The following is a 19338-nucleotide window of genomic DNA, read 5'->3' on the forward strand; positions in this document are numbered from 1 at the left end:
TTAGACAGGAGAGCTTTATTATGCCTACCATAAAAGACGTAGCACTCAAAGCCGGCGTTTCGGCCACCACAGTATCCAGAGTGCTGAACAACAGGGGTTATTTAAGCGAAGCGCTGAAGCAAAGGGTCTATTCCGCGATGGAGGAGCTGAACTACAGGCCTAATGAGCTGGCCCGCTCACTAAGCCGTTCCAGATCCAATATTATTGGACTGATCATCCCCCTTGTCTCGCTTCCTTTTTTCAGTGAATTAACCAGCTATATAGAGGAGCATGCCTACCTGAACGGGTACAAGCTGCTGCTCTGCAACTCCCAGCAGGACAAAATCAAAGAGCTGGAATATATCGATATGCTGCGTTCCAGCCGGGTCGACGGCATCATTATGGGCAGTCACACGCTGGAGGTCGAAGCCTACCGGCAGATGAACCTGCCCCTGGTCACCTTTGACCGGCAAATCTCCCCCGGTATTCCTTTTGTCTGTTCGGACAACTATACCGGCGGACAGCTGGCTACCACATTATTAATTGAAAAAGGCTGCCGGAAGCTCGCCCATATCGGCGGTCACCCGGAGCTGAACCTCTTGTCCAACCTCAGGTATGAGGCTTTTGTGGAGACCGCACGGCTGGCGGGTATATGGCACACCTCCCTGCATACGGACAATAACAGCTTTGATGTTCTGGCGTATGAACGGCTGCTGGAGCAGCTGTTCCGGGAACATTCCGGGATTGACGGCATCTTCGCCGGCAGTGATCTGATCGCCGCCTTTGCGCTGAAGGCCTGCCGCGAGCGCGGGCGGCGCGTGCCGGCGGATGTGCGGATTGTCGGCTATGACGGCACCGCACTGTGCAGCCTGAATCATCCGTCCATCACCACCATCCGGCAGCCGATGGAAGAGATGGGCCGGCTGGCGGTAGAGCTGATTCTGAAGCAGGTGGAAGGCATGAGCGTCCCCTCTGCGAATATTTTGCCGGTGAAGCTGCAGGAAGGCTCTACGACTTAACTCGCGGAGACCCGGAGCGACCGGCGGTACGGTCAATGCGTGGTGCTGCGCGTATGGCGGCAGCACGAAGTCGCGGCAGAGGCGAGCCGCTCTGTGCGCGGCAACGCAGACAGGCGGCTCCTCCACTCCGCTTATTCCTTTTCCCTTTTCTTTCCTTGCAGTTACCCAGCCAAATTGGAGAGACATCTCTACGCTAACTGCACTTCCTGCAATTATTCGGAACAAACGAGCTCCAAAATGAGCAATAAGTGTATTTCGTACAATTATAGATCAGCTTTCCCCTCCAAATCGGCTTTTTCAAAGAAAATAACTGTACTGAATACAATTAAACTAGTAACTAAGAAGAAACCCTGCATTATAGTTGTACGAAATACAACTCCCCCTGGCGCAACTGTCATTATGTAAAATCGCCCCCCTTTTTCGGGCGTCCAGGCGTTCAGGCGTTCGGGCGTCCAGGTGTTTCGGCATTTCTAAATACAATCGAAAGGCGGTGAAGGCGAATGGTACAGACCACAATTTCGGGCCTGCAATCACTCTTGAAGGAGGTCCCTGCGGCGTTCATCTCTATTTCTCCTGAAGAAGTGGCAGCCCCACGTCCGGGAGGCAAATGGTCCAAGCTCCAGCTGCTTGGACATCTGTGTGACTCTGCTGTGAACAATTTGTCGCGCTTCATCAAAGTGCAATACGAACCGCAGCCGCTGCGTCTTGCCCTTTATGACCAGAACGAGTGGATGGCCGCCCAGCAGCACGGCAGCGCCACCCAAGAGGAAGTATTAGCTCTCTGGGTCAGCCTTAACCAGGCTATCCTGCGGGTCATTTCCGGCCTCACTTCAGACCAGCTCCGGCTTCTCTTCCTGAAAGAGAGCGGCGAAACCGTGACCCTGCAATGGCTGATCGAAGATTATCTGGAGCACATGAAACATCATTTGGGGCAGATCTTCCCGGACGATTCCCGGACGATATAGATTGAACTTGAAATCCGCAGTCTTCCATTTGGATAACAAAAGTGAATTTTTTTGCATACTGCATTTATTGCATTTGTTTGACTGCACTTCTTGCAATAGATATACATTCATGCCGCCCATTGGCGGCACTTCAGACGATGAAATCTCGGAGAAGGCCCTCAATTTGGCTTCACCAAATTCGAGGCTTCCATAACAATGTCGTAAGAATCAGACATCGTTATTTCAGGATAGATCACCTATTCATCTCTGTCGAATCGCCTTCTGCTGTATTTCGTGCAACAGATTTCCGGTTTTGGAGTCAAAAACAGCTTTTCCAGGAGATTCTAATGTACAGAGTGTAATAGATTGAGCTTTTCGGCCGATTTATGGGATATCTGCTGCAGAAACTGCAATAGATATCCCATGGCGCTTTTTCGCGGCACTTCAGACGGTGAGATTTCGGAGAAGGAGTACCTCAATTCGGCTTTGCCAAATTCGAGGCTTCCATAACAATGTACTCCGTTCGGACATCGTTATTTCAGGATAGAATCAAGCTCAAATTATATAGTCTTACTGCAGCGGATGGCCGCAGTGAATATCCAGGCCCGGTCAGGGTTCGGCCGTACTTCCGCACTGTAGATCTCAGCGGCAGCTCCATGCCGTGGTTCTAAATGCAAGCACCCCGGCGCTCCCGCAATGCAGGAGGACCGGGGTGTTGTCTTATTGCCGGATCAGCTCCAGCAGCTTCTCCACACTTAGCTCCGCGGCCCGGGGCAGCAGCAGATCGGCATCGCCCAGCTGCGCCGGGCTTCCGATGCCTACGGCCTTCATGCCCGCGGCCTTGATCGCGGCGATGCCCGCCGCCGCGTCCTCCACGCCGATGCAGTTGCCCGGCGTGACCCCAAGCAGCCCCGCCGCCTGCAGGAAAATCTCCGGATCGGGCTTGCCCTTCCGGAGACCAGCCGGATCGGCGATCGCCTGGAACCAATGGGCTGCGCCGAGACGCTCCAGAATGACCGGAGCGTTCAGGCTCGCCGAGGCCAGCCCCACCAGGATTCCCCGCTCCCGCAGGGAATCCAGCAGCTCCGGGACCCCCGGCAGCAGGTCCGCCGGGGTGATGCGTCCGATCATTTCCCTGTAATGATCGTTCTTCTGCTCCGCCAGCCGCAGCTTCGCGGCTTCCGGGAGGCTCAGGCCGCTGTCCTCCAGCACGATGTCCAGCGACTCCAGGCGGCTGACGCCCTTCAGCCGTTCATTCTTCTCCCGGCTGAAAGGCACGCCCAGCTCATCGGCCAGCGCCTGCCAGGCCAGATAGTGATATTCGGCCGTGTCGGTGATCACGCCGTCCAGATCGAAGATCACCGCTTCCAGCCGCTTCGTCAGCGGAACCCGTATCGGCTCCTGCGGAGACAGGCGCAGCGTCTGCTCCTTGTGCCGGATCTCTAGCCCCTCCCCTTCAAGCAGCGTATATACAGCTGCCTCCCGGCCGACATAAATGTCCAGCAGCTGTCCGCTGTACGTAATTTTGAAGCGGTAGCTCTCCCACTGCTCCGGCAGCGCCGGGCTAAAGCACAGTTGTCCGTTATATTGGCGCATGCCGCCGAAGCCGTTCACAATCGACATCCAGGAGCCTGCCATCGCGGCCATGTGCAGCCCGTCTTTGGCATTGCGGTTGATATCATCCAGATCCATCCGTACCGTCCGGTCGAAGTAGGCATAGGCTCCGGCCAAATCACCGATTTCGGCGGAGACAATACTGTGAATGCACGGCGACAGGGAAGAATCGTGAGTCGTCAGCGGCTCATAATACTGATAATTACGGATTTTATCGGCCAGGCTGAATTGATCGCCGAGCAGGAACAAGGCCATGACCAGATCGGCCTGCTTCAGCACTTGGTGGCGGTAGATGACCAGCGGGTGATAGTGCAGCAGCAGCGGATATTTATCTGCCGGGGTCCGCCCGAAATCCCATTTCTGCTTGCTCAGGAACGTATCATCCTGCGCGTAAATGCCCAAAGCCTTGTCAAAAGGAATAAACATCTTCTCCGCAGCTTCCAGCCAGCCGTCTGCCTCCTCCGCACTTAGCCCCATCTCATGCTGCAGCCGTGCATAATCACCGGGATATTCGCGGCGGAGCCAGTCCTCCGTCTCATAGGCATACAGAAGCTGATCCCGCACCATAAGGTTCGTATAGGCGTTATTGTTCACAATGGCCGTATATTCATCGGGCCCGGTTACGGCGTCAATACAGAAGGCTCCGCCGCGTGCCGGATTGTAATGGCCAAGGTCTGCCCAGAAGCGCGACGTTTCGAACAGCATTTCCGCACCCTTGGCGGCGAGAAACTCCACGTCCCCGGTCGCCTGTACATACTGCTTGATGCCATAGGCAATATCGGCATTGATATGCGCCTGGGCCGTGCCTGCCGGAAAATAGGCCGAGTTCTCCGCACCGTCGATCGTGCGCCAGGGGTACAGCGCCCCCTTCTGCGACATGACCGCCGCCCGCTCCCGCGCTTTGCCGAGCGTGGCATAGCGGAACTCCAGCAGCGCCCGGCTGACTGCAGGCTGGGTGTAGGTAAAGAACGGCAGCATATACATTTCGGTATCCCAGAAATAATGGCCCTCATACCCTTCACCGGTCAGGCCTTTGGCGCCGATATTCGTTACCCCGTCACGGCCGGCGGACTGCAGCAGCTGGAAAGCATTGAAGCGGATTCCCTGCTGCAGCGCCGGGTCACCGGTAATCTCGACATCCGTATGACTCCAGAAAGTATCCAGGTAGGCCTGCTGTTCAGCGGCCAGCCCGGCAAAACCGCATTTCCCCGCCATGTCCAGCACAGAGGCGCTCCGGCTAAGAAGCTCCGCTTCGTCATAATCCTTGGAGGTATGGTACGTAATATATTTGCTCAAAGTGACGCTCTCCCCGCTGCGGACGGCAGCGGCATAACACACCGAAACCCGTTCCCCTGTCCGTTCGCGGCTTATCTCACGCCCGGACTCCGCCTGCAGCTCATGACCCATCGCTGTCACCAGCGCGAACCCTGTATGCCGCGTCCGCTGCTTCATCCATAAAAAGCCGCCGGCCCCCTCATCCCCAGTCTCCTCCAGCAGCAGGCTGGGCTCCGTACGGCCCGCCCCCAACCGGGGATCATCGCTGGCCTCTGGCCGGGCGATCTCCCCGTCCATGGCGGAATCCAGCTTCAACGTCCCGTCAAAATTCAGCGCCGTTACCCGGTATTCAATGGCGGCAAGATGCTTATGCTGCAGAGCAACCATCCGCCGGATCTGCAGGAGCACCCGGTGGCCCGCAGGCGATTCCCACTCCACCTCACGGTGGAGAATACCGCTTTTCATATCCAGCCTGCGCGCGTAGCGGTGTACCGTACCACTGTTCAGATGGAAGGCATGGCCTTCAACACTCAGCTTAATGATCCGGGCATCGGTCACATTCAGCATCGCCTGATTGCGGCCAGGATACCCGTACGCCCCTTCGGGATATACAATCGGCTCCGAATCAAAGAAGCCATTCAGATAATTCCCGGCAACCGCAGTTCCCGCAAGGCCGTGATAGCCTTCCTCGAAATTGCCGCGCATGCCGATATATCCATTGCCCAGCGCGAACACGCTCTCGCTCCTCTGGTTATATTCATCCTGATAGTAGTCTTCGTCAAGACTCCATTCCCGGTAGGGATACAGCGCCGCCGGATGCTCATAGGGCTTCATCTTCATCGCTAAGTCTCCTTCTCATCGCGGACTTCTTCCGGACCGGCCCGCTTTAGCGGTCCAGACCTCCGCTTTATAGATTTGCCGCCGGAACCGGCATTGCCTGCGCACCAGTCCGGCCAACCGTCAACCCTTCACTGAACCGCCCATAAGCCCTCTGACGAAGTACTTTTGCAGCAGGAAAAAAATCGCCAGCGGCATCAGCATCGAAATAAAAGCCGCGGAGGTCAGCAAATGCCAGTCGTTGCCGCGTGAACCGACCAGGTCGGCGATCTTCATCGACATGACCTGCACCGAAGGCTGGTTGCCGATAAAAATCAGCGATACCAGATAATCATTCCACACCCAGAGGAACTGGAAGATCCCGATGGAGGCCAGGGCGGGTACAGACAGCGGCAGAATCAGCCTGCTGAAGATCGTAAAATGGCTGGCTCCGTCAATAAAAGCTGATTCGAACAAATCCTTGGGCAGCTGGCTGATAAAGTTGTACATGAAGTAGGTGACCAGCGGCAGACCGAAGGCGGTATGCGCCAGCCAGATCCCCAGATAGCTTCCGTTCAGTCCAAGCGAAGTATAGTCCTTAAGCACAGGAATCAATGCGACTTGAATCGGGATCACGAGCATAGCGATAATGATAACGAACAGGGTTTTGCGGCCCGGGAACCGCAGCCAGGCGAAGGCATAAGCAGCAAAAGAGGCGATCAGCACCGGAATGACCGTAGCCGGGACCGCAATCGTCAGCGTATTCCAGAAGGCCTGGGACAGCCCCGTACCCTTTTGCACCGTTTCACTGCCGTCAGCTTCCGTGAGTTTGTACTCTTTGCCGGACAACACATTATTGTAATTATCCATAGTGAAATCAGGAATTGTCTTCCAGCCTTGCTCCTGGACATTAATCGTGCGCGCTCTGCGGTTCTCCCACATCAGACGGCTGTCGTCCACCTTCACGCCCGCCTTCAGCTGGTCGTCCGTGTAGGTCTGGCCGTTCACCTCAATCGGCTGGCGCAGATCGGTATCCTTGGACAGCTGCAGCGTCTCGCCCTGCGTCCACTCCTGATGGGGGAATACCTTCCACCAGCCGGTCTGCAGAATATCCGCTGCGGGACGGAACGAGGAAATAAAGAGGCCCAGCGTCGGGAGCAGCCAAATGAAGCAAATGACGCCCAGCACGAGATTGACGATGGTTTTGCTGCCTTTTCTTTTCTTTTTGCCGGCCATTTAGAATCCCCCCTGCTTGCGGAACTGCCGCAGATTAATAAGAATTACAGGCAAGACGGCGATCAGGAGCACAATAGCCAGCGTTGAACCGTACCCGAAATTGCGGTACATAAAGAACTGCCGGTAAAACTGTGTCGCTACCACTTCTGTATCGTATTGACCTCCTGTCATTACCATGACAACGTCAAATATTTTCAATGTAAAGACAATAATAGTGGTTGTAACCGTCAGAATCGTTGCAGAAATGAACGGAATCATAATGCCGAAGAAAATTTTCACCTCACCTGCACCATCCACACGCGCGGCCTCCAGAATATCGTCGGGAACCCCTTTGATCGCTGCGGAGAAGATCACCATTGCAAACCCTGTCTGCATCCAGATCAGAATCACAATGAGAAAAAAGTTATTCCAGGGCTGCAGCATACTCGTCCAAGCCTGCGGTTCGCCGCCAAAATAGGTCACGATCGCATTCAGCAGTCCGATTTGCTCGTCGCCCGGCTGATAATAATAGACAAACTTCCAAATTACCCCTGCGGCTACAAAAGAGATGGCCATGGGCATGAAGATGATCGACTTGGCGATTTTTTCGTAGCTGCTGCGGTCGGCCAGAATGGCGATAAGCAGCCCGAAGCTGACACAGGCCAGCGTTCCGATGAATACCCATAGCAGATTGTTGCGCAGTGCGGTCGCCATAAGGTGATCGCTGAAGATCGCGGCATAGTTGCTGAGTCCGACGAACTTCTCCGAGGAAGCATTAAAAAAGCTCAGGTACAGCGTCCGCAGCGCCGGCAGCACCAGCAGCCAGCCCAGAATGATTACCGCCGGCCCGATAAAAATATACGGAAGCACCTTCCTGCGGATATGGTCAGGATACTGCTCCACCGCCCAGGTCAGCGTATAATAAATCAGATACACGCCAAGGACGCCCCACAATACGGCAAGAACCGCAGTCAGCAGCGGGTTCAGCGTAGAATCCCGGAAAAACATGAAAATCAGGCCATTGATCACGATATTGGCAAGCAGAACCCCAAGGGACAGGAGCACCGCCTTGATACTGATGGACTGTTTCACTTGTGCACCGGGGTCACTGGATTTCGGCTTCATTTGTGCAACCATATTGGCTCCTCCTAAAAGCTTTGTGAGCTTAAGCATCCTCCGAACCGCTTCGTACAAAGCTGGCGTCGGAAGCATGGGCTTAAGTTTTGTACGCAAAACCTTTTTTTCGTACGCATACGCTTAGGTTTTGCGCAGCAAAACCCTTCGTAAGCCTTGCAAACCGTCCATTCGGGCAGCCAGCGCGCCTTTGACAGGCAAAAAGCGGGACAGGCTGTACTCGCTGCTCACTGCCCCGCTTTTAGATGAATCTTATGACTTAAGAAAGTCCAAGCTTAATTGTTCCAGCCTGACTGAATCTGCTCCAGGGCCTTATCCAGTGTAGCTGTTCCGCTTACATAGTCGGTCATGCCTTTCCAGAACGTGCCCGCACCCACTTTGCCCGGCATCAGGTCAGAGCCGTCGAAGCGCAGTGTGGAAGCATCCTGCACCAGCTTCGCCATCCGGCGGTCGGATTCGGAGGTATACCAATCCAGGGAAGCATCGTTCATTGGGGCAATCACGCCGCCGGACTGTACCCAGGTTTTGATCGATTCACCTGTGGTGAAGAATTCCATTACCGCACGCACTTCCGGGCGGTCATTGAACATGGCGTAGATATCGCCCGCTACCAGCACCGGCTTGCCGTATTGCGGATCAATCGGCGGCAGATAGAACCAGTCGTAATCCTGATCCACCTTAGCCGTTTCCGGGAAGAAGCTGGTAATGAAGTTCCCCATCAGATTGAACCAGGCTTTTGGCGGGTTCTCGAACATCGGTTTTGGCGCATCCCCAAAGGCTGTAGTTACAATCGATTTGGTTCCGCCATAGACGTAATCCTTATTGAGCCAGATCTTGGACATCACTTCTACGGCATTCTTCACTTCAGGCGAGGTGAACGGCAGCTCGCCTTTTACCCATTTATCATAGTTTTCAGGTGTAGTAGTACGCAGCATAATGTTCTCTATCCAGTCGGTTGCCGCCCAGCCCGTTGCCGCACCGCTCTCAATTCCGATGGTCCAGGCCGGGTCGCCGTCCTTGGCGATTTGTTCGGTCAACGCCATCATGTCATCCCAGGTTTCAGGAACGGTATAGCCAGCAGCGTCAAATTGCTTCTTTGGATACCAGACCAGACTTTTCACATTGCTGCGGTTCCAGATTCCGGCCATGATCTTGCCGTCTTTCCCGTCCATGGTGGACATATCCAGCCAGCTTTTGTTGTAGTTCGCTTTCAGTTTCTCCTGGTCCAGTACTCCGGTCAGATCGACCACCTTGCCGGTTTTGGCAATGGAGGCCAGCAGGCCCGGCTGCGGGAAGTCGGCGATGTCCGGCGCATTGCCGCCGTCAACGCGGATGTTGATCGTCGCTTCGAATTCCTTCGAGCCTTCATATTGGATATCGATGCCGGTTTTTGCCTCAAACTCCTTAATGCTGCTCTCAAACTTCACCTGGTCGGCATCCACAAACGGTCCGAACATGGTTACCTTAGTGCCTTTATATTCACCTTTCATGGCCAAATCCAGCGGTGAGCCCGCAGCAGCGGCTTCCGAAGCTTCCGGTGAAGCCTGGCTGTTAGATGCAGCCGGTGCTTCTGTAGCCGCTGGCGGATCGGTCTTGGCCGCATTGTTTGTGTTGTTATTTCCGCCGCATCCGCTAAGCATCATGGTGAAGGATAAGCACAGCACCATGGCGAGTGACAGTTTTCGTCCCGTAGCCTTTTTCATTTTGTCATACATCCCCTTTAATATGGTTTTAGAGACTGCATTCCTTATGTCTTTTTCCGGGTATTGCCTCCGCTTGCCTGCGGGATCACCTCCTTGTAAAGCTTTTCATAAAGGGTGGGAATTAGAATCCGGCATCGCTTGTATGCGTTTTCAACATTCTAATGGCTATGTCTGCCGGAGGTTATTTATGCTGCTGAATTGTTTGAATGAAGCTTTCCAGCGAATATTCCTAACATTATCAGCGTCGTTGCACAGTATTTTGAAAAGCTTTTCAGATTGTTGAAAAATAAGCATCGCTCATCTTTCCCGTGAGGACTCTCTTACAATCAGCTTATGCTCCATTTTTTCCGTGGGAACTTCAACCTTCCCGGTGGTCAGCAGTTCATGCAGTTTTTCCGCTGCCCGATAACCCAGTTGATAAATGGGCTGTGCAATAGTCGTCAGCTTCGGAATGTACATGCCTGACATCCGCAGATTGTCGAACCCGATGACGGATACCTGACCCGGTACCAGAATATTGCGGTCCTTCAGATACGAAATGGCTCCCATTGCGAACTCATCGGCTACACAGAACAGGGCTGTCACTTGCGGATAATCTGTAAACAGCTCATGCGCTGCCTGATAGGCATGCTCAAAGCGGTGATTGGCGTATCTGACCTGCTCTATACTGTGCTCAAGCCCGGCTTCATTCAGCGCTCTGACAAATCCTTCATAACGCGGCGGGCCGGACACGGAGTTGTCATGATTGAACCCGATCATCCCGATCTGAGTATGCCCCAGCTCAATCAGGAACTTCACGGCGTCATATGCCGCTCTCTCATCATCAACCTCCACTGATGGCACATCGAATTCTTCCGAATGGGATGACACCAGTACAAAGGGGATTCTGCAGCCCGTCAGCTTCTCATAACATTCCGGATACAGAACATCACTGGCGTATACAATCCCATCCACCTGCTTCTCATGAAACGTGTCAATGTAGCTTAGCATCCGTTCCTTGTCGCGGTCTGTATTGCAGATCATCAGACTGTAGCCCAGCTTAATGCAGGCATCCTGCATCCCCCGGATCACTCCGGCAAAGTAAAGGTTCTCAATATCAGGTATAAGCAGTCCCAGTGTATTGGATTTCTTGTAAATCAACCCCCTGGCAAAAGCATTCGGCTGATACTTCAGCTTCTCAATGGCTTCGATTACACGGCTGCGCTTGCTCTCTACTACCGTCTGGGGTGCATTCATTACACGCGACACGGTGCTGATCGACACCTCTGCCATTTTGGCGACATCTCTGATTGTTGGCTTCATTTGGGTGACTTCCTTTGTTTTAGAAAAGCTTTTCACAGCGATTATAACAAGGGTTCACAACTTTGACAAGAGTTTTTTTAAACGCTTACATTGGAAAATTACGGTCAATATACTCCCATCCTGTACCAGCTTATTCTATCCAGATGTTATATGATACCGCTGGAGAGTGAAACCGGCAGTTAGCATTGTCCATTTTTGAAAACCTTACCGGCAGCACTCATTCTCCATCTATAATACCTAAAGGAAACTGCCTTCTCCAAGATATCCGCTTACTTAAAGTGTGTAAATAATAATATTTCATGTTATAATTGCCGGGTAGATTACTTCCGCACTGCAAATACTGGTTATTCATAGAAATATTTATTCAGGAGGGATTGTTGGTGAAAAAACTGCAGGATATTCCGTTTTCCGTACTGGATCTGGCCCCCATTGTGGAGGGGGGAACGGCAGCGGACTCTTTTCATAACACGCTGGATCTGGCCCGCCATGCCGAAGCTTGGGGCTATCACCGCTACTGGCTCGCGGAGCATCATAATATGCCGGGTATAGCCAGCTCAGCCACTTCACTAGTGATTGGCCACGTGGCCGCAGGCACCAAAAGCATCCGTGTTGGATCAGGAGGCATCATGCTCTCCAACCATGCGCCGCTGATGATTGCCGAGCAATTCGGCACGCTCGAATCTCTTTATCCCGGCCGTATCGACCTCGGGCTGGGCCGGGCTCCCGGCTCTGACCAGGCTGCGGCCCGGGCCATGCGCCGCGGCCTGGGCCAGGACGGCAGCGAATTCCCCGAGCAGCTCAGCGAGCTAAGAGCTTACTTCGATCCGGACGGTGCCGGATCACGTCCGCTCGGGGTGCGCGCGGTACCCGGTGAAGGGCTGAATGTGCCCATCTGGCTGCTCGGCTCCAGCGGCTTCAGCGCCCAATTGGCGGGGCAGTTGGGTTTGCCCTTCGCTTTTGCCAGCCATTTCGCACCCGATTATCTGCTGCCTGCCCTGCACCTGTACCGCACCAGCTTCAAGCCGTCGGCAGTGCTCGATAAGCCGCATGTCATGGTGGGACTTGGCATTACGGCTGCCGAAACAACTGAGCAGGCCCGCTGGCTGGCCACCTCGCAGCAGCAGCAGTTTCTGAATATTATCCGCGGCCGGACCGGCAAGCTGCAGCCGCCGGTAGACAGCATGGAGGGACTGTGGTCCCCTCAGGAAAAAGCCATGCTGCTCAGCAAGCAGCTGTACTCCATCGCCGGAGATCAAGCGGCCATTAAGGAAAGGCTGCTGCAGATCGTGGAAGAAACACAGGCTGACGAATTCATAGTCGCCTCGCAGATTTACGACCATTCTGCACGCCTGCATTCCTATGAGCTTGTTGCCGACTTGGTCAAGGGAAGCTAATCTATGCAAAGTTAGAAATGGAACAAGAGAAAGGGATTGCGCCGGTCAGGGAAGCTTTTAGGCCTGACTGCGCAATCTCTTTTTTGGCGTCATTACCCAATGTGCAGACAAACGGTTTAGTTAATGAAGCACTTAAAGAAATACTTTAATGAAACACTTTGTGGAACAAAACAGCTCCGCCTGTACATTCAACCTCCTATCTCCTACCACGCTTTAACCCGCATAAAAACAGGATAAAATCATCACCGGGTATGCTTTTTTAGCCATACACCTCCACGGCAGCTCAAAGAATCCAGAATATTCCCCCGATGCCGCAATGAAGCTCATCAAAGACTGAAGATAAGTGGAAAAAGTAAAACTAATTTGCTGAAATCAGGGCTTCCGAAGGTTTTAGTTGGATTTTGTCCACCTAATTCATGCCAATTCGCCCCACACGGCTGCTTTTGGCCGAATTAGGGGTACTTTTTCCAACATAAGATACTCCATACGCTGAATGGGTCCGATTAGTGGTACTTTTTCCAACATAGGTTGCTCCATCAGCCAAGTGAGTTCGTTTAGTGAACCTTTTTCCCGCTAATAGAGACTGCTCTCTTTGTCAATTATTTAAGTTCAATCTATATCGTTGAAAAGTTGACGGCAATACTCCAGGTGAAGTGAAACCGGCGCCGGAAGAATGCATGTTTGTTCTTTATAAAATACGTTCTTCTTTTATAATATCGAGAAATAATCAATTATGCGGAGCTATCTATAAATAAATACACATTAAGTTATCTATTTGACCCCATATAGTCCCTAAAGTTGATTTTCAGCGTTTTTGTTTATCTTGAAATTTGATTATACTGAGGTTATTCGTTATAACGAACATACATAATCCTTCCTCACTTAACTCATTATTAACCGTTCTATTTTATATTTAGTAGTCCTTCAAAAAACCACTCTTTTCGACAAGGTTTGAGCAAATCACTGAATAAAGCAGAGATGGTGCCGGATTTCCCCGGTATCAGAATTGATTTCCCATGAGAAAGGAGCGGGCAAGTGAAGAAAAAATACCACAAGGCAATACTAGGCTTGTATATTCTGATTGTTCTGGCCGGGGTAGTCTGGCATGCCGGGGGAGTAAGTGCAGAGGATACGATAAAGCTTACGGTGAATTCGCATACAACCAGTATGGCTAAGATGGCCAACATGCAGCCGGGAGATGTGACCACTTCCGACTATACAGTGATTAATGAGGGCAAGGAACCGTTCAACTACTATGTAGATTTCAAATTCATGTCCGGAGACCGCGAATTGTACAATATTCTGCAAATGACCCTGCAAAAAGAGGGAGTCATCCTCTATTCCGGAGTGATGAGCGAGGCAGAGGGGCGAGTGGCTGTGGGAAGACTGGCCGGGGGAGGCCAGGAAGCCATTCAGATGGATGTAACTTTTCCGTATGAGGCGGGCAATGAATATCAGGCGACAACGGCCAGTGTAGCCTTTGTGTTCTCCGCTTCCGGTGAGCCCGGCCCATCGGCTGAGCCTAGTGCCACACCTTCGGCTTCCGTTACACCGAATCCGTCGGCTGAGCCGAGCGCCACACCTTCGGCTTCCGTTACGCCGAATCCATCAGCTGAGCCGAGTGCCACGCCTTCGGCTTCCGTTACGCCGAACCCGTCGGCTGACCCGAGCGATGCACCGAATCCGCCGAGTGGTCCAACGGCCTCACCAGCGGGCAGCTCGGTGCCGGGTACAATCGCCACACCGTCCGCTTCGCCTTCAGCAGCCGCATCACCGGGCCCGGATGAGGCTGCTGTAACCGATCCGCCGGTTCCGCTCGGAGGCCACAACAGCAGCCGGGGCAATGCACCTTCAGCTTCACCGGGTCCCGGCAGCACCGGAGCCGGCACTGAAGCTGCCCCGTCGCCAGACTATGAAACACCGCTGAATGACAATGAGCTTCCGCTTGGAGGACCGGATGGCGGCGATAAGCTGCCGGACACAGCGGAGCCGTGGTATAACCTGGTTCTGCTCAGTTTGGCCGTAGCGGTTGTGAGTGTAATTATCCTGCGCAGACTAAACTCGAAGAAGTAGACCTATTCCATCACAGGTTGGAGGAGAGAGTATGAAGAAGCGTTCCGGGCTGGTCATCGCCGTGAAGCTGGTCTTCGTACTCTCTTTGTGTGTCCTGCTCTATTCTGCCTTCCAGATCCTCAAAGCACCGGTTGAAGCGCGCCAAGCTCTGCAGGAATGGGAGAAAAAGAGGGAGGAAGCTCCCAATTTATACCATACAGAGGAAGAAGCACCACTGCCTGACGGAATGGCCACTCCATTGGAGGGAACCCCTCCGTCCAAGCCCGCCTACACCATAGGCGACATTATTGGGGAAATTTATCTGCCCAGGCTGGATAAGCGGATTGCCATTGTGGAGGGCACAGAACGCCTGCAGCTGAAAAAGGGAGCCGGACATGATCCGGGCAGTGCCCCAATCGGCGCAGCCGGCAACAGTGTGCTGGCCGGCCACCGTGACACGGTGTTCCGGGGACTCGGTGCTTTGCAGAAAAATGATCTGATCGAGGTGGAGACTGCCGAAGGCAGGTTCACCTATAGCGTTACAGGCAGCACGATTGTAGACGGGGACGCCAGAGGGGTTATCAAGCAGAGCGATGAGGCAGTACTCACGCTGATTACCTGCTATCCGTTTACCTATGTCGGCTCCGCACCGGACCGGTATCTGCTCTCAGCTGTTCTGCTCCGCAAAGAGCCTGTTTCTCTATCCCTGCAGCCCTAGAACCGCTGACTTTCCCGGTTCTCCCGCCAAGGGATGAGACATTGAATAGAAAGTGATACTATAGACATATGATGACACAGAGGAGATGACCTGTTTAATGAAGGAAAAGCTGATAGAGCGGTTTATTTCATATGCCCAAATGGACACCCAGTCGAATGATGACAATGAAGCCTGCCCTTCCACACCCGGACAGATGGAGCTGGCCCGCAAGCTGGCTGCTGAGCTGCAAGAGCTGGGGCTGGTGGAGGTCACCGTAGACGAGCATGCGTATGTCATGGCCACCTTGCCTGCCAATACGGACAAGGAGGTTCCTGTCATTGGCTTTCTCGCACATCTGGATACCGCGACAGATTTCACCGGTGCGGGGGTGAAGCCGCAGCTTGTCGAGAACTATGACGGCAAGGATATTGTCCTCAACAAAGAGCTGGACATTGTACTCTCCACGGAGAGCTTCCCCGAGCTGGCCGGATATAAAGGCCACACGCTGATTACTACGGACGGGACAACCCTCCTGGGCGCGGACAACAAAGCGGGAATCGCTGAGATTATGACCGCCATGGCCCATCTGCTGGAGCATCCGGAAATCAAACACGGCAAAATCCGGGTGGCTTTTACCCCCGATGAGGAAATTGGGCGCGGACCCCATAAATTCGATGTTGCGCGCTTCGGTGCTTCCCATGCCTACACCGTGGACGGCGGACCGCTGGGGGAACTGGAGTACGAAAGCTTCAACGCTGCCGGAGTCAAGATCAGCTTCAAAGGGGTAAATGTGCATCCCGGAACCGCCAAGGGCAAAATGATCCATTCCGCCAAAATCGCCATGGCGTTCCATCTCAGACTGCCGTCCGGTGAAGCCCCGGAATTCACTGAGGGCTATGAGGGCTTTTACCATCTGATCTCCATGCAGGGTACAGCGGAGCAGAGCAAGCTGCAGTATATCATCCGCGATTTTGACCGCGAGGCCTTCGAGAACCGCAAGGCGTATATCGCTGCTATTGTAGAGGAATTCCAGTCTACCTATGGGGCGGAGAATATCGTGCTGGAAATGAAGGATCAATACTATAATATGCGTGAAAAAATCGAGCCGGTGCGCCACATCGTCGACATCGCCCAGGAGGCCATGGAAAACCTCGGCATTACACCGGTGATCCGCCCGATCCGCGGCGGTACAGACGGTTCGCAGCTGTCGTATATGGGGCTGCCTACGCCGAACATTTTCACTGGTGGCGAGAACTTCCACGGCAAATTCGAGTATGCCTCGGTAGATGTCATGCTGAAGGCCGTTCAGGTTATTGTCGAGATTGCCAAGCTGACTGAACAGAAGGCCTAGCTGCTGCGGATTCCGTGTTGCACAGGCCCGCAGAAGACAACAAATATCCCCGGCTAGGAGCAGAAGCCCTAGCCGGGGATATTTGTGTCCGTTTTACACGCCGGGTCTGCGGCTGGAGAAGGAGCCTGGTACCCGGGAAGCTGGGGATGCGCCTTGCCGAATTCCTCGCGGTAGGCCTCGCCCCAGCTTTTGATGCTCAGAATGGCTGCTTCCAGACCTCTGCCCCACTCTGTCAACGAGTACTCCACCTTCCGGGGAGCCTGCGGATACACCTTGCGGTGAACCAGGCCGCTCCGTTCCAGATCTCTGAGCTGAAGCGTCAGCATCCGTTGGGTGATCTCCGGGCACAGCCTGCGGATTTCATTGAACCGCTTCGTGCCGCTGATTAGATGATAGAGCAGAACCCCCTTCCACTTGCCGCCGATCAGATCAAGTGTGCTCTGGAGTGATTCCTGGCTGTCCTTTGAGTTGGCTGCTCCGCGGCTCCGCTGTACGTTCATAAGCTGTGGTCTCCTTCGCCCAAATTATGTATATCGCTATTAACACGATTGTATCACATATCCCTTGGAAACTAAGCAAATAACCTCTCACTGCCGGAATAGGCGGCAGCGGGAGGTTATGAACAGACAAGTATTTCAGGCCAGTGTCCGGGTTAAGACTTCACCGGAAGCCAGCCCGGCGTATGAATCAGCGCTCTCCAGAGCGGATCGGGGATGACGAGAGCATCTTGGGCAGCAGGGTCCAGTTCTGTATCTATTTCATCGGCACGGCCTTCCGCCACCTTCTGCACCCAATCCGGTTCAATCAGCAGCGGACGGCCCAGCGCCACCAGACTGATTCCGCTGGACAGGCTCTTCAGTGCATCATCAGCACTGTACAGAGAACCGACACCGATTACCGGCAGTCCGCTGCCTGCACGGTCAACAATCTGCTCAATCCGCGGACGGCTGTCCCCGGTCCCACGGTGCGGCCGCGACCACAGATCCATCTGCGAGACGTGCAGATAGTCCAGTCCCTCTTCCTTCAGCGCATCGATAAGCGCGAAGGTCTCAGACATTGTAATCCCCGGTGTTTCCGGTTCTTCGGGGGAGAAGCGGTAGCCGACAAGGAACGGCGACGATGCATGTTTCTTCACCGCGCTTTTTACCGCGCGCAGAACAGCCAGCGGAAAAGCCAGGCGTTTCTGAAGATCTCCGCCCCAGCGGTCGCTGCGCGTATTGGAATGCGGCGAGAAAAACTGCTGCAGCAGATATCCGTTCGCACCGTGAATCTCCACGCCGTCGAATCCGGCTTCAATGGCCCGGCGCGCAGCTGCACCGAAATCGGCGATGATGCCTTCAATTTCATCGTCGGCCAGCGCACGCGGCACAGGCCCATGGCCGCCGCCCGGAAGCTCTGACGGCACATTGCTTGCGCCGACGGGTTGTCCGTCCAGCAGCTGCTCCGGCGGGCATTGGCGTCCGCCGTGGAAAATCTGCAGAACCGCCTTCGCGCCTTCTCCCTTAATGGCTTCCGCCAGTCGGCGCAGACTCGGGATCAGCTCATCCCGGTCAGCACCAAATTCGCCTGCGAAGCCTTTGCCTCCGCGCGATACGTATACACAGGCGGTGATGACCATCCCTGCACCCTTGGAGCGGCGGACATAATAATCAATTTCCGGCCCGGATACCGTCCCATCCTCATTCGAGGAGAGGTTGGTCATAGGCGCCATAACTACACGGTTTTTCAAGGAAATACTGCTTGCGAACTGGAAAGGCTCCAGCAGTGGACTGTAATCTGTTGTAGACATGGCTAATAGATACCTCCATTATTTGATGTTTTATTGAAAGGGCTGTTTAGTATTCAGCAGGGTGCTACCGGTCACCGGGAGGGATGTCCTTCCAGATTACATTCTCGCCATAGTTTTTGCCCCAGTCATACATCATGCGCAGCACTGGCAGCAGACTTTGGCCATATTCCGTCAATGAGTATTCTACTCTCGGGGGAACCTCCGCATACACTTGCCTGAATACAAGCTGGTCTTCCTCCAGTTCGCGGAGCTGGTTGGTCAGCATTTTTTGGGTGATATGGGGAATCAGCTTTTTCAGCTCACTGAAGCGTTTCGTCCCTTCCAAGCCCAGATGCCACAGAATAATCAGCTTCCACTTCCCGCCGATGACAGCAAGCGTAAGTTCCTTCTCACAGTTGATTTCCTTCAGGTTAATGCGGTCCTTAATCTCCGTTGCCAATCTGAATCGGCCCCCTTCCCTCCTTAATCATACTACAGAACACCGGCGAAACGCACATGGCAGGCGGAGCCGAAGAACTCACCGTTGGGGGAGAATTTCAGCTTTTCAGTTGATTTGTCCCCTTTCTTCCCTTGGTTTATCTATCCCACCCTTCGTGGAAGCAAGGTTATACTATTAAATGAAAGGTATCCCGGCAAAACATGACAACTTTACAAGGAGGTCCGAACGGCTGATCAAGTCCCGGGTATTACAACACACTATATAGATGGAGGCAGATTAGAACATGGGCAAATTGGGAGTATGGGAACCCGCAGAACCGGGAGTCAAACGCTGTATCCTGAATGCGGCAGGCAGTCTGATGATGATGGAGGTTCATTTCGAAGAGGGAGCCGAGGGGTATGAGCACAGCCATCCCCATGAGCAGATGAGCTACTGTCTGCGCGGAAGTTTCGAATTCCGCATTGACGGCAAGAAGCATAAGGTAAGCGCAGGCCAGAGTATTGCCATACCGCCAAACGCCAAACATGGCGTAACCGCACTGGAAGCAGACTCAGCACTGCTCGATGCCTTCACGCCTATCCGTGAAGATTTGCTTAAGCGCTAGAACCGCTGATC

Annotated in this window: 16 protein-coding genes; 8 read left to right on the plus strand and 8 right to left on the minus strand. The window is 53.7% G+C overall.

Features of this window, described 5'->3' with window-relative positions:
- Positions 1 to 20 precede the first annotated feature (20 nt).
- Together PRIO_RS31930 and PRIO_RS31935 are read left to right on the plus strand one after the other, a co-directional pair.
- Complete coding sequence (locus PRIO_RS31930; RefSeq protein WP_020426580.1) at positions 21 to 998, plus strand: LacI family DNA-binding transcriptional regulator; 978 nt, start codon at positions 21 to 23, stop codon at positions 996 to 998.
- 500 nt (positions 999 to 1498) lie between these two features.
- Positions 1499 to 1963, plus strand: coding sequence for a DinB family protein (locus tag PRIO_RS31935; protein WP_052741557.1), 465 nt, complete (start codon positions 1499 to 1501; stop codon positions 1961 to 1963).
- A 699-nt stretch (positions 1964 to 2662) separates the two neighbouring features.
- Here the strand turns inward: PRIO_RS31935 and pgmB are convergent.
- From pgmB to PRIO_RS31960, 5 genes are all read right to left on the minus strand, one after another.
- Complete coding sequence (pgmB, locus tag PRIO_RS31940; RefSeq protein ID WP_020425921.1) at positions 2663 to 5671, minus strand: beta-phosphoglucomutase; 3009 nt, start codon at positions 5669 to 5671, stop codon at positions 2663 to 2665.
- 120 nt (positions 5672 to 5791) lie between these two features.
- Positions 5792 to 6883, minus strand: a complete 1092-nt coding sequence (locus PRIO_RS31945) for a carbohydrate ABC transporter permease (protein WP_020425922.1) — start codon at positions 6881 to 6883, stop codon at positions 5792 to 5794.
- Positions 6884 to 7987, minus strand: coding sequence for a carbohydrate ABC transporter permease (locus PRIO_RS31950; protein WP_039785290.1), 1104 nt, complete (start codon positions 7985 to 7987; stop codon positions 6884 to 6886).
- Between the two features lie 284 nt (positions 7988 to 8271).
- Positions 8272 to 9711 (minus strand): ABC transporter substrate-binding protein, encoded by a 1440-nt coding sequence (locus PRIO_RS31955; RefSeq protein ID WP_407944476.1) that lies wholly within the window; start codon positions 9709 to 9711, stop codon positions 8272 to 8274.
- A 285-nt stretch (positions 9712 to 9996) separates the two neighbouring features.
- Complete coding sequence (locus PRIO_RS31960; protein WP_020425925.1) at positions 9997 to 11001, minus strand: LacI family DNA-binding transcriptional regulator; 1005 nt, start codon at positions 10999 to 11001, stop codon at positions 9997 to 9999.
- Positions 11002 to 11381: 380 nt separating this feature from the next.
- Here PRIO_RS31960 and PRIO_RS31965 point away from each other — a divergent pair, with 380 nt between their 5' ends.
- The 5 genes from PRIO_RS31965 (at position 11382) to pepT (ending at position 16495) form a co-directional block, all read left to right on the plus strand.
- Positions 11382 to 12395 (plus strand): LLM class flavin-dependent oxidoreductase, encoded by a 1014-nt coding sequence (locus PRIO_RS31965; protein ID WP_020425926.1) that lies wholly within the window; start codon positions 11382 to 11384, stop codon positions 12393 to 12395.
- Positions 12396 to 12412: 17 nt separating this feature from the next.
- Positions 12413 to 12544 (plus strand): hypothetical protein, encoded by a 132-nt coding sequence (locus PRIO_RS37265; RefSeq protein ID WP_269451280.1) that lies wholly within the window; start codon positions 12413 to 12415, stop codon positions 12542 to 12544.
- Positions 12545 to 13430: 886 nt separating this feature from the next.
- Entirely contained in the window at positions 13431 to 14468 is a 1038-nt protein-coding gene (locus PRIO_RS31970; protein ID WP_039785285.1) for a hypothetical protein, read from the plus strand.
- Positions 14469 to 14499: 31 nt separating this feature from the next.
- Entirely contained in the window at positions 14500 to 15165 is a 666-nt protein-coding gene (locus PRIO_RS31975; protein ID WP_020425927.1) for a sortase, read from the plus strand.
- Positions 15166 to 15262: 97 nt separating this feature from the next.
- Positions 15263 to 16495 (plus strand): peptidase T, encoded by a 1233-nt coding sequence (pepT, locus tag PRIO_RS31980; RefSeq protein WP_020425928.1) that lies wholly within the window; start codon positions 15263 to 15265, stop codon positions 16493 to 16495.
- Positions 16496 to 16563: 68 nt separating this feature from the next.
- Here pepT and PRIO_RS31985 read toward each other — a convergent pair whose 3' ends face one another.
- The 3 genes from PRIO_RS31985 to PRIO_RS31995 form a co-directional block, all read right to left on the minus strand.
- The gene (locus PRIO_RS31985) at positions 16564 to 16995 is read right to left on the minus strand and encodes a winged helix-turn-helix transcriptional regulator (protein WP_020425929.1); all 432 of its coding nucleotides are present in this window, start codon (positions 16993 to 16995) and stop codon (positions 16564 to 16566) included.
- Positions 16996 to 17147: 152 nt separating this feature from the next.
- Positions 17148 to 18284 (minus strand): NADH-dependent flavin oxidoreductase, encoded by a 1137-nt coding sequence (locus PRIO_RS31990; RefSeq protein ID WP_020425930.1) that lies wholly within the window; start codon positions 18282 to 18284, stop codon positions 17148 to 17150.
- Positions 18285 to 18348: 64 nt separating this feature from the next.
- Positions 18349 to 18723: a winged helix-turn-helix transcriptional regulator gene (locus PRIO_RS31995; RefSeq protein WP_020425931.1), complete on the minus strand. Its 375-nt coding sequence runs from the start codon at positions 18721 to 18723 to the stop codon at positions 18349 to 18351.
- A gap of 283 nt (positions 18724 to 19006) precedes the next feature.
- Between PRIO_RS31995 and PRIO_RS32000 the strand changes: the two genes are divergently transcribed.
- Complete coding sequence (locus PRIO_RS32000; protein WP_020425932.1) at positions 19007 to 19327, plus strand: cupin domain-containing protein; 321 nt, start codon at positions 19007 to 19009, stop codon at positions 19325 to 19327.
- Positions 19328 to 19338 lie beyond the last annotated feature (11 nt).

Source organism: Paenibacillus riograndensis SBR5, from assembly GCF_000981585.1.
GTDB lineage: Bacteria > Bacillota > Bacilli > Paenibacillales > Paenibacillaceae > Paenibacillus_AQ > Paenibacillus_AQ riograndensis.

Coding starts and splice junctions, on each gene's coding strand:
- PRIO_RS31930 (WP_020426580.1), top strand. CDS start 21: ATGCCTACCATAAAAGACGTAGCACTCAAAGCCGGCGTTTCGGCCACC.
- PRIO_RS31935 (WP_052741557.1), top strand. CDS start 1,499: ATGGTACAGACCACAATTTCGGGCCTGCAATCACTCTTGAAGGAGGTC.
- pgmB (WP_020425921.1), bottom strand. CDS start 5,671: ATGAAGATGAAGCCCTATGAGCATCCGGCGGCGCTGTATCCCTACCGG.
- PRIO_RS31945 (WP_020425922.1), bottom strand. CDS start 6,883: ATGGCCGGCAAAAAGAAAAGAAAAGGCAGCAAAACCATCGTCAATCTC.
- PRIO_RS31950 (WP_039785290.1), bottom strand. CDS start 7,987: ATGAAGCCGAAATCCAGTGACCCCGGTGCACAAGTGAAACAGTCCATC.
- PRIO_RS31955 (WP_407944476.1), bottom strand. CDS start 9,711: ATGTATGACAAAATGAAAAAGGCTACGGGACGAAAACTGTCACTCGCC.
- PRIO_RS31960 (WP_020425925.1), bottom strand. CDS start 11,001: ATGAAGCCAACAATCAGAGATGTCGCCAAAATGGCAGAGGTGTCGATC.
- PRIO_RS37265 (WP_269451280.1), top strand. CDS start 12,413: ATGGAACAAGAGAAAGGGATTGCGCCGGTCAGGGAAGCTTTTAGGCCT.
- PRIO_RS31975 (WP_020425927.1), top strand. CDS start 14,500: ATGAAGAAGCGTTCCGGGCTGGTCATCGCCGTGAAGCTGGTCTTCGTA.
- pepT (WP_020425928.1), top strand. CDS start 15,263: ATGAAGGAAAAGCTGATAGAGCGGTTTATTTCATATGCCCAAATGGAC.
- PRIO_RS31985 (WP_020425929.1), bottom strand. CDS start 16,995: ATGAACGTACAGCGGAGCCGCGGAGCAGCCAACTCAAAGGACAGCCAG.
- PRIO_RS31990 (WP_020425930.1), bottom strand. CDS start 18,284: ATGTCTACAACAGATTACAGTCCACTGCTGGAGCCTTTCCAGTTCGCA.
- PRIO_RS32000 (WP_020425932.1), top strand. CDS start 19,007: ATGGGCAAATTGGGAGTATGGGAACCCGCAGAACCGGGAGTCAAACGC.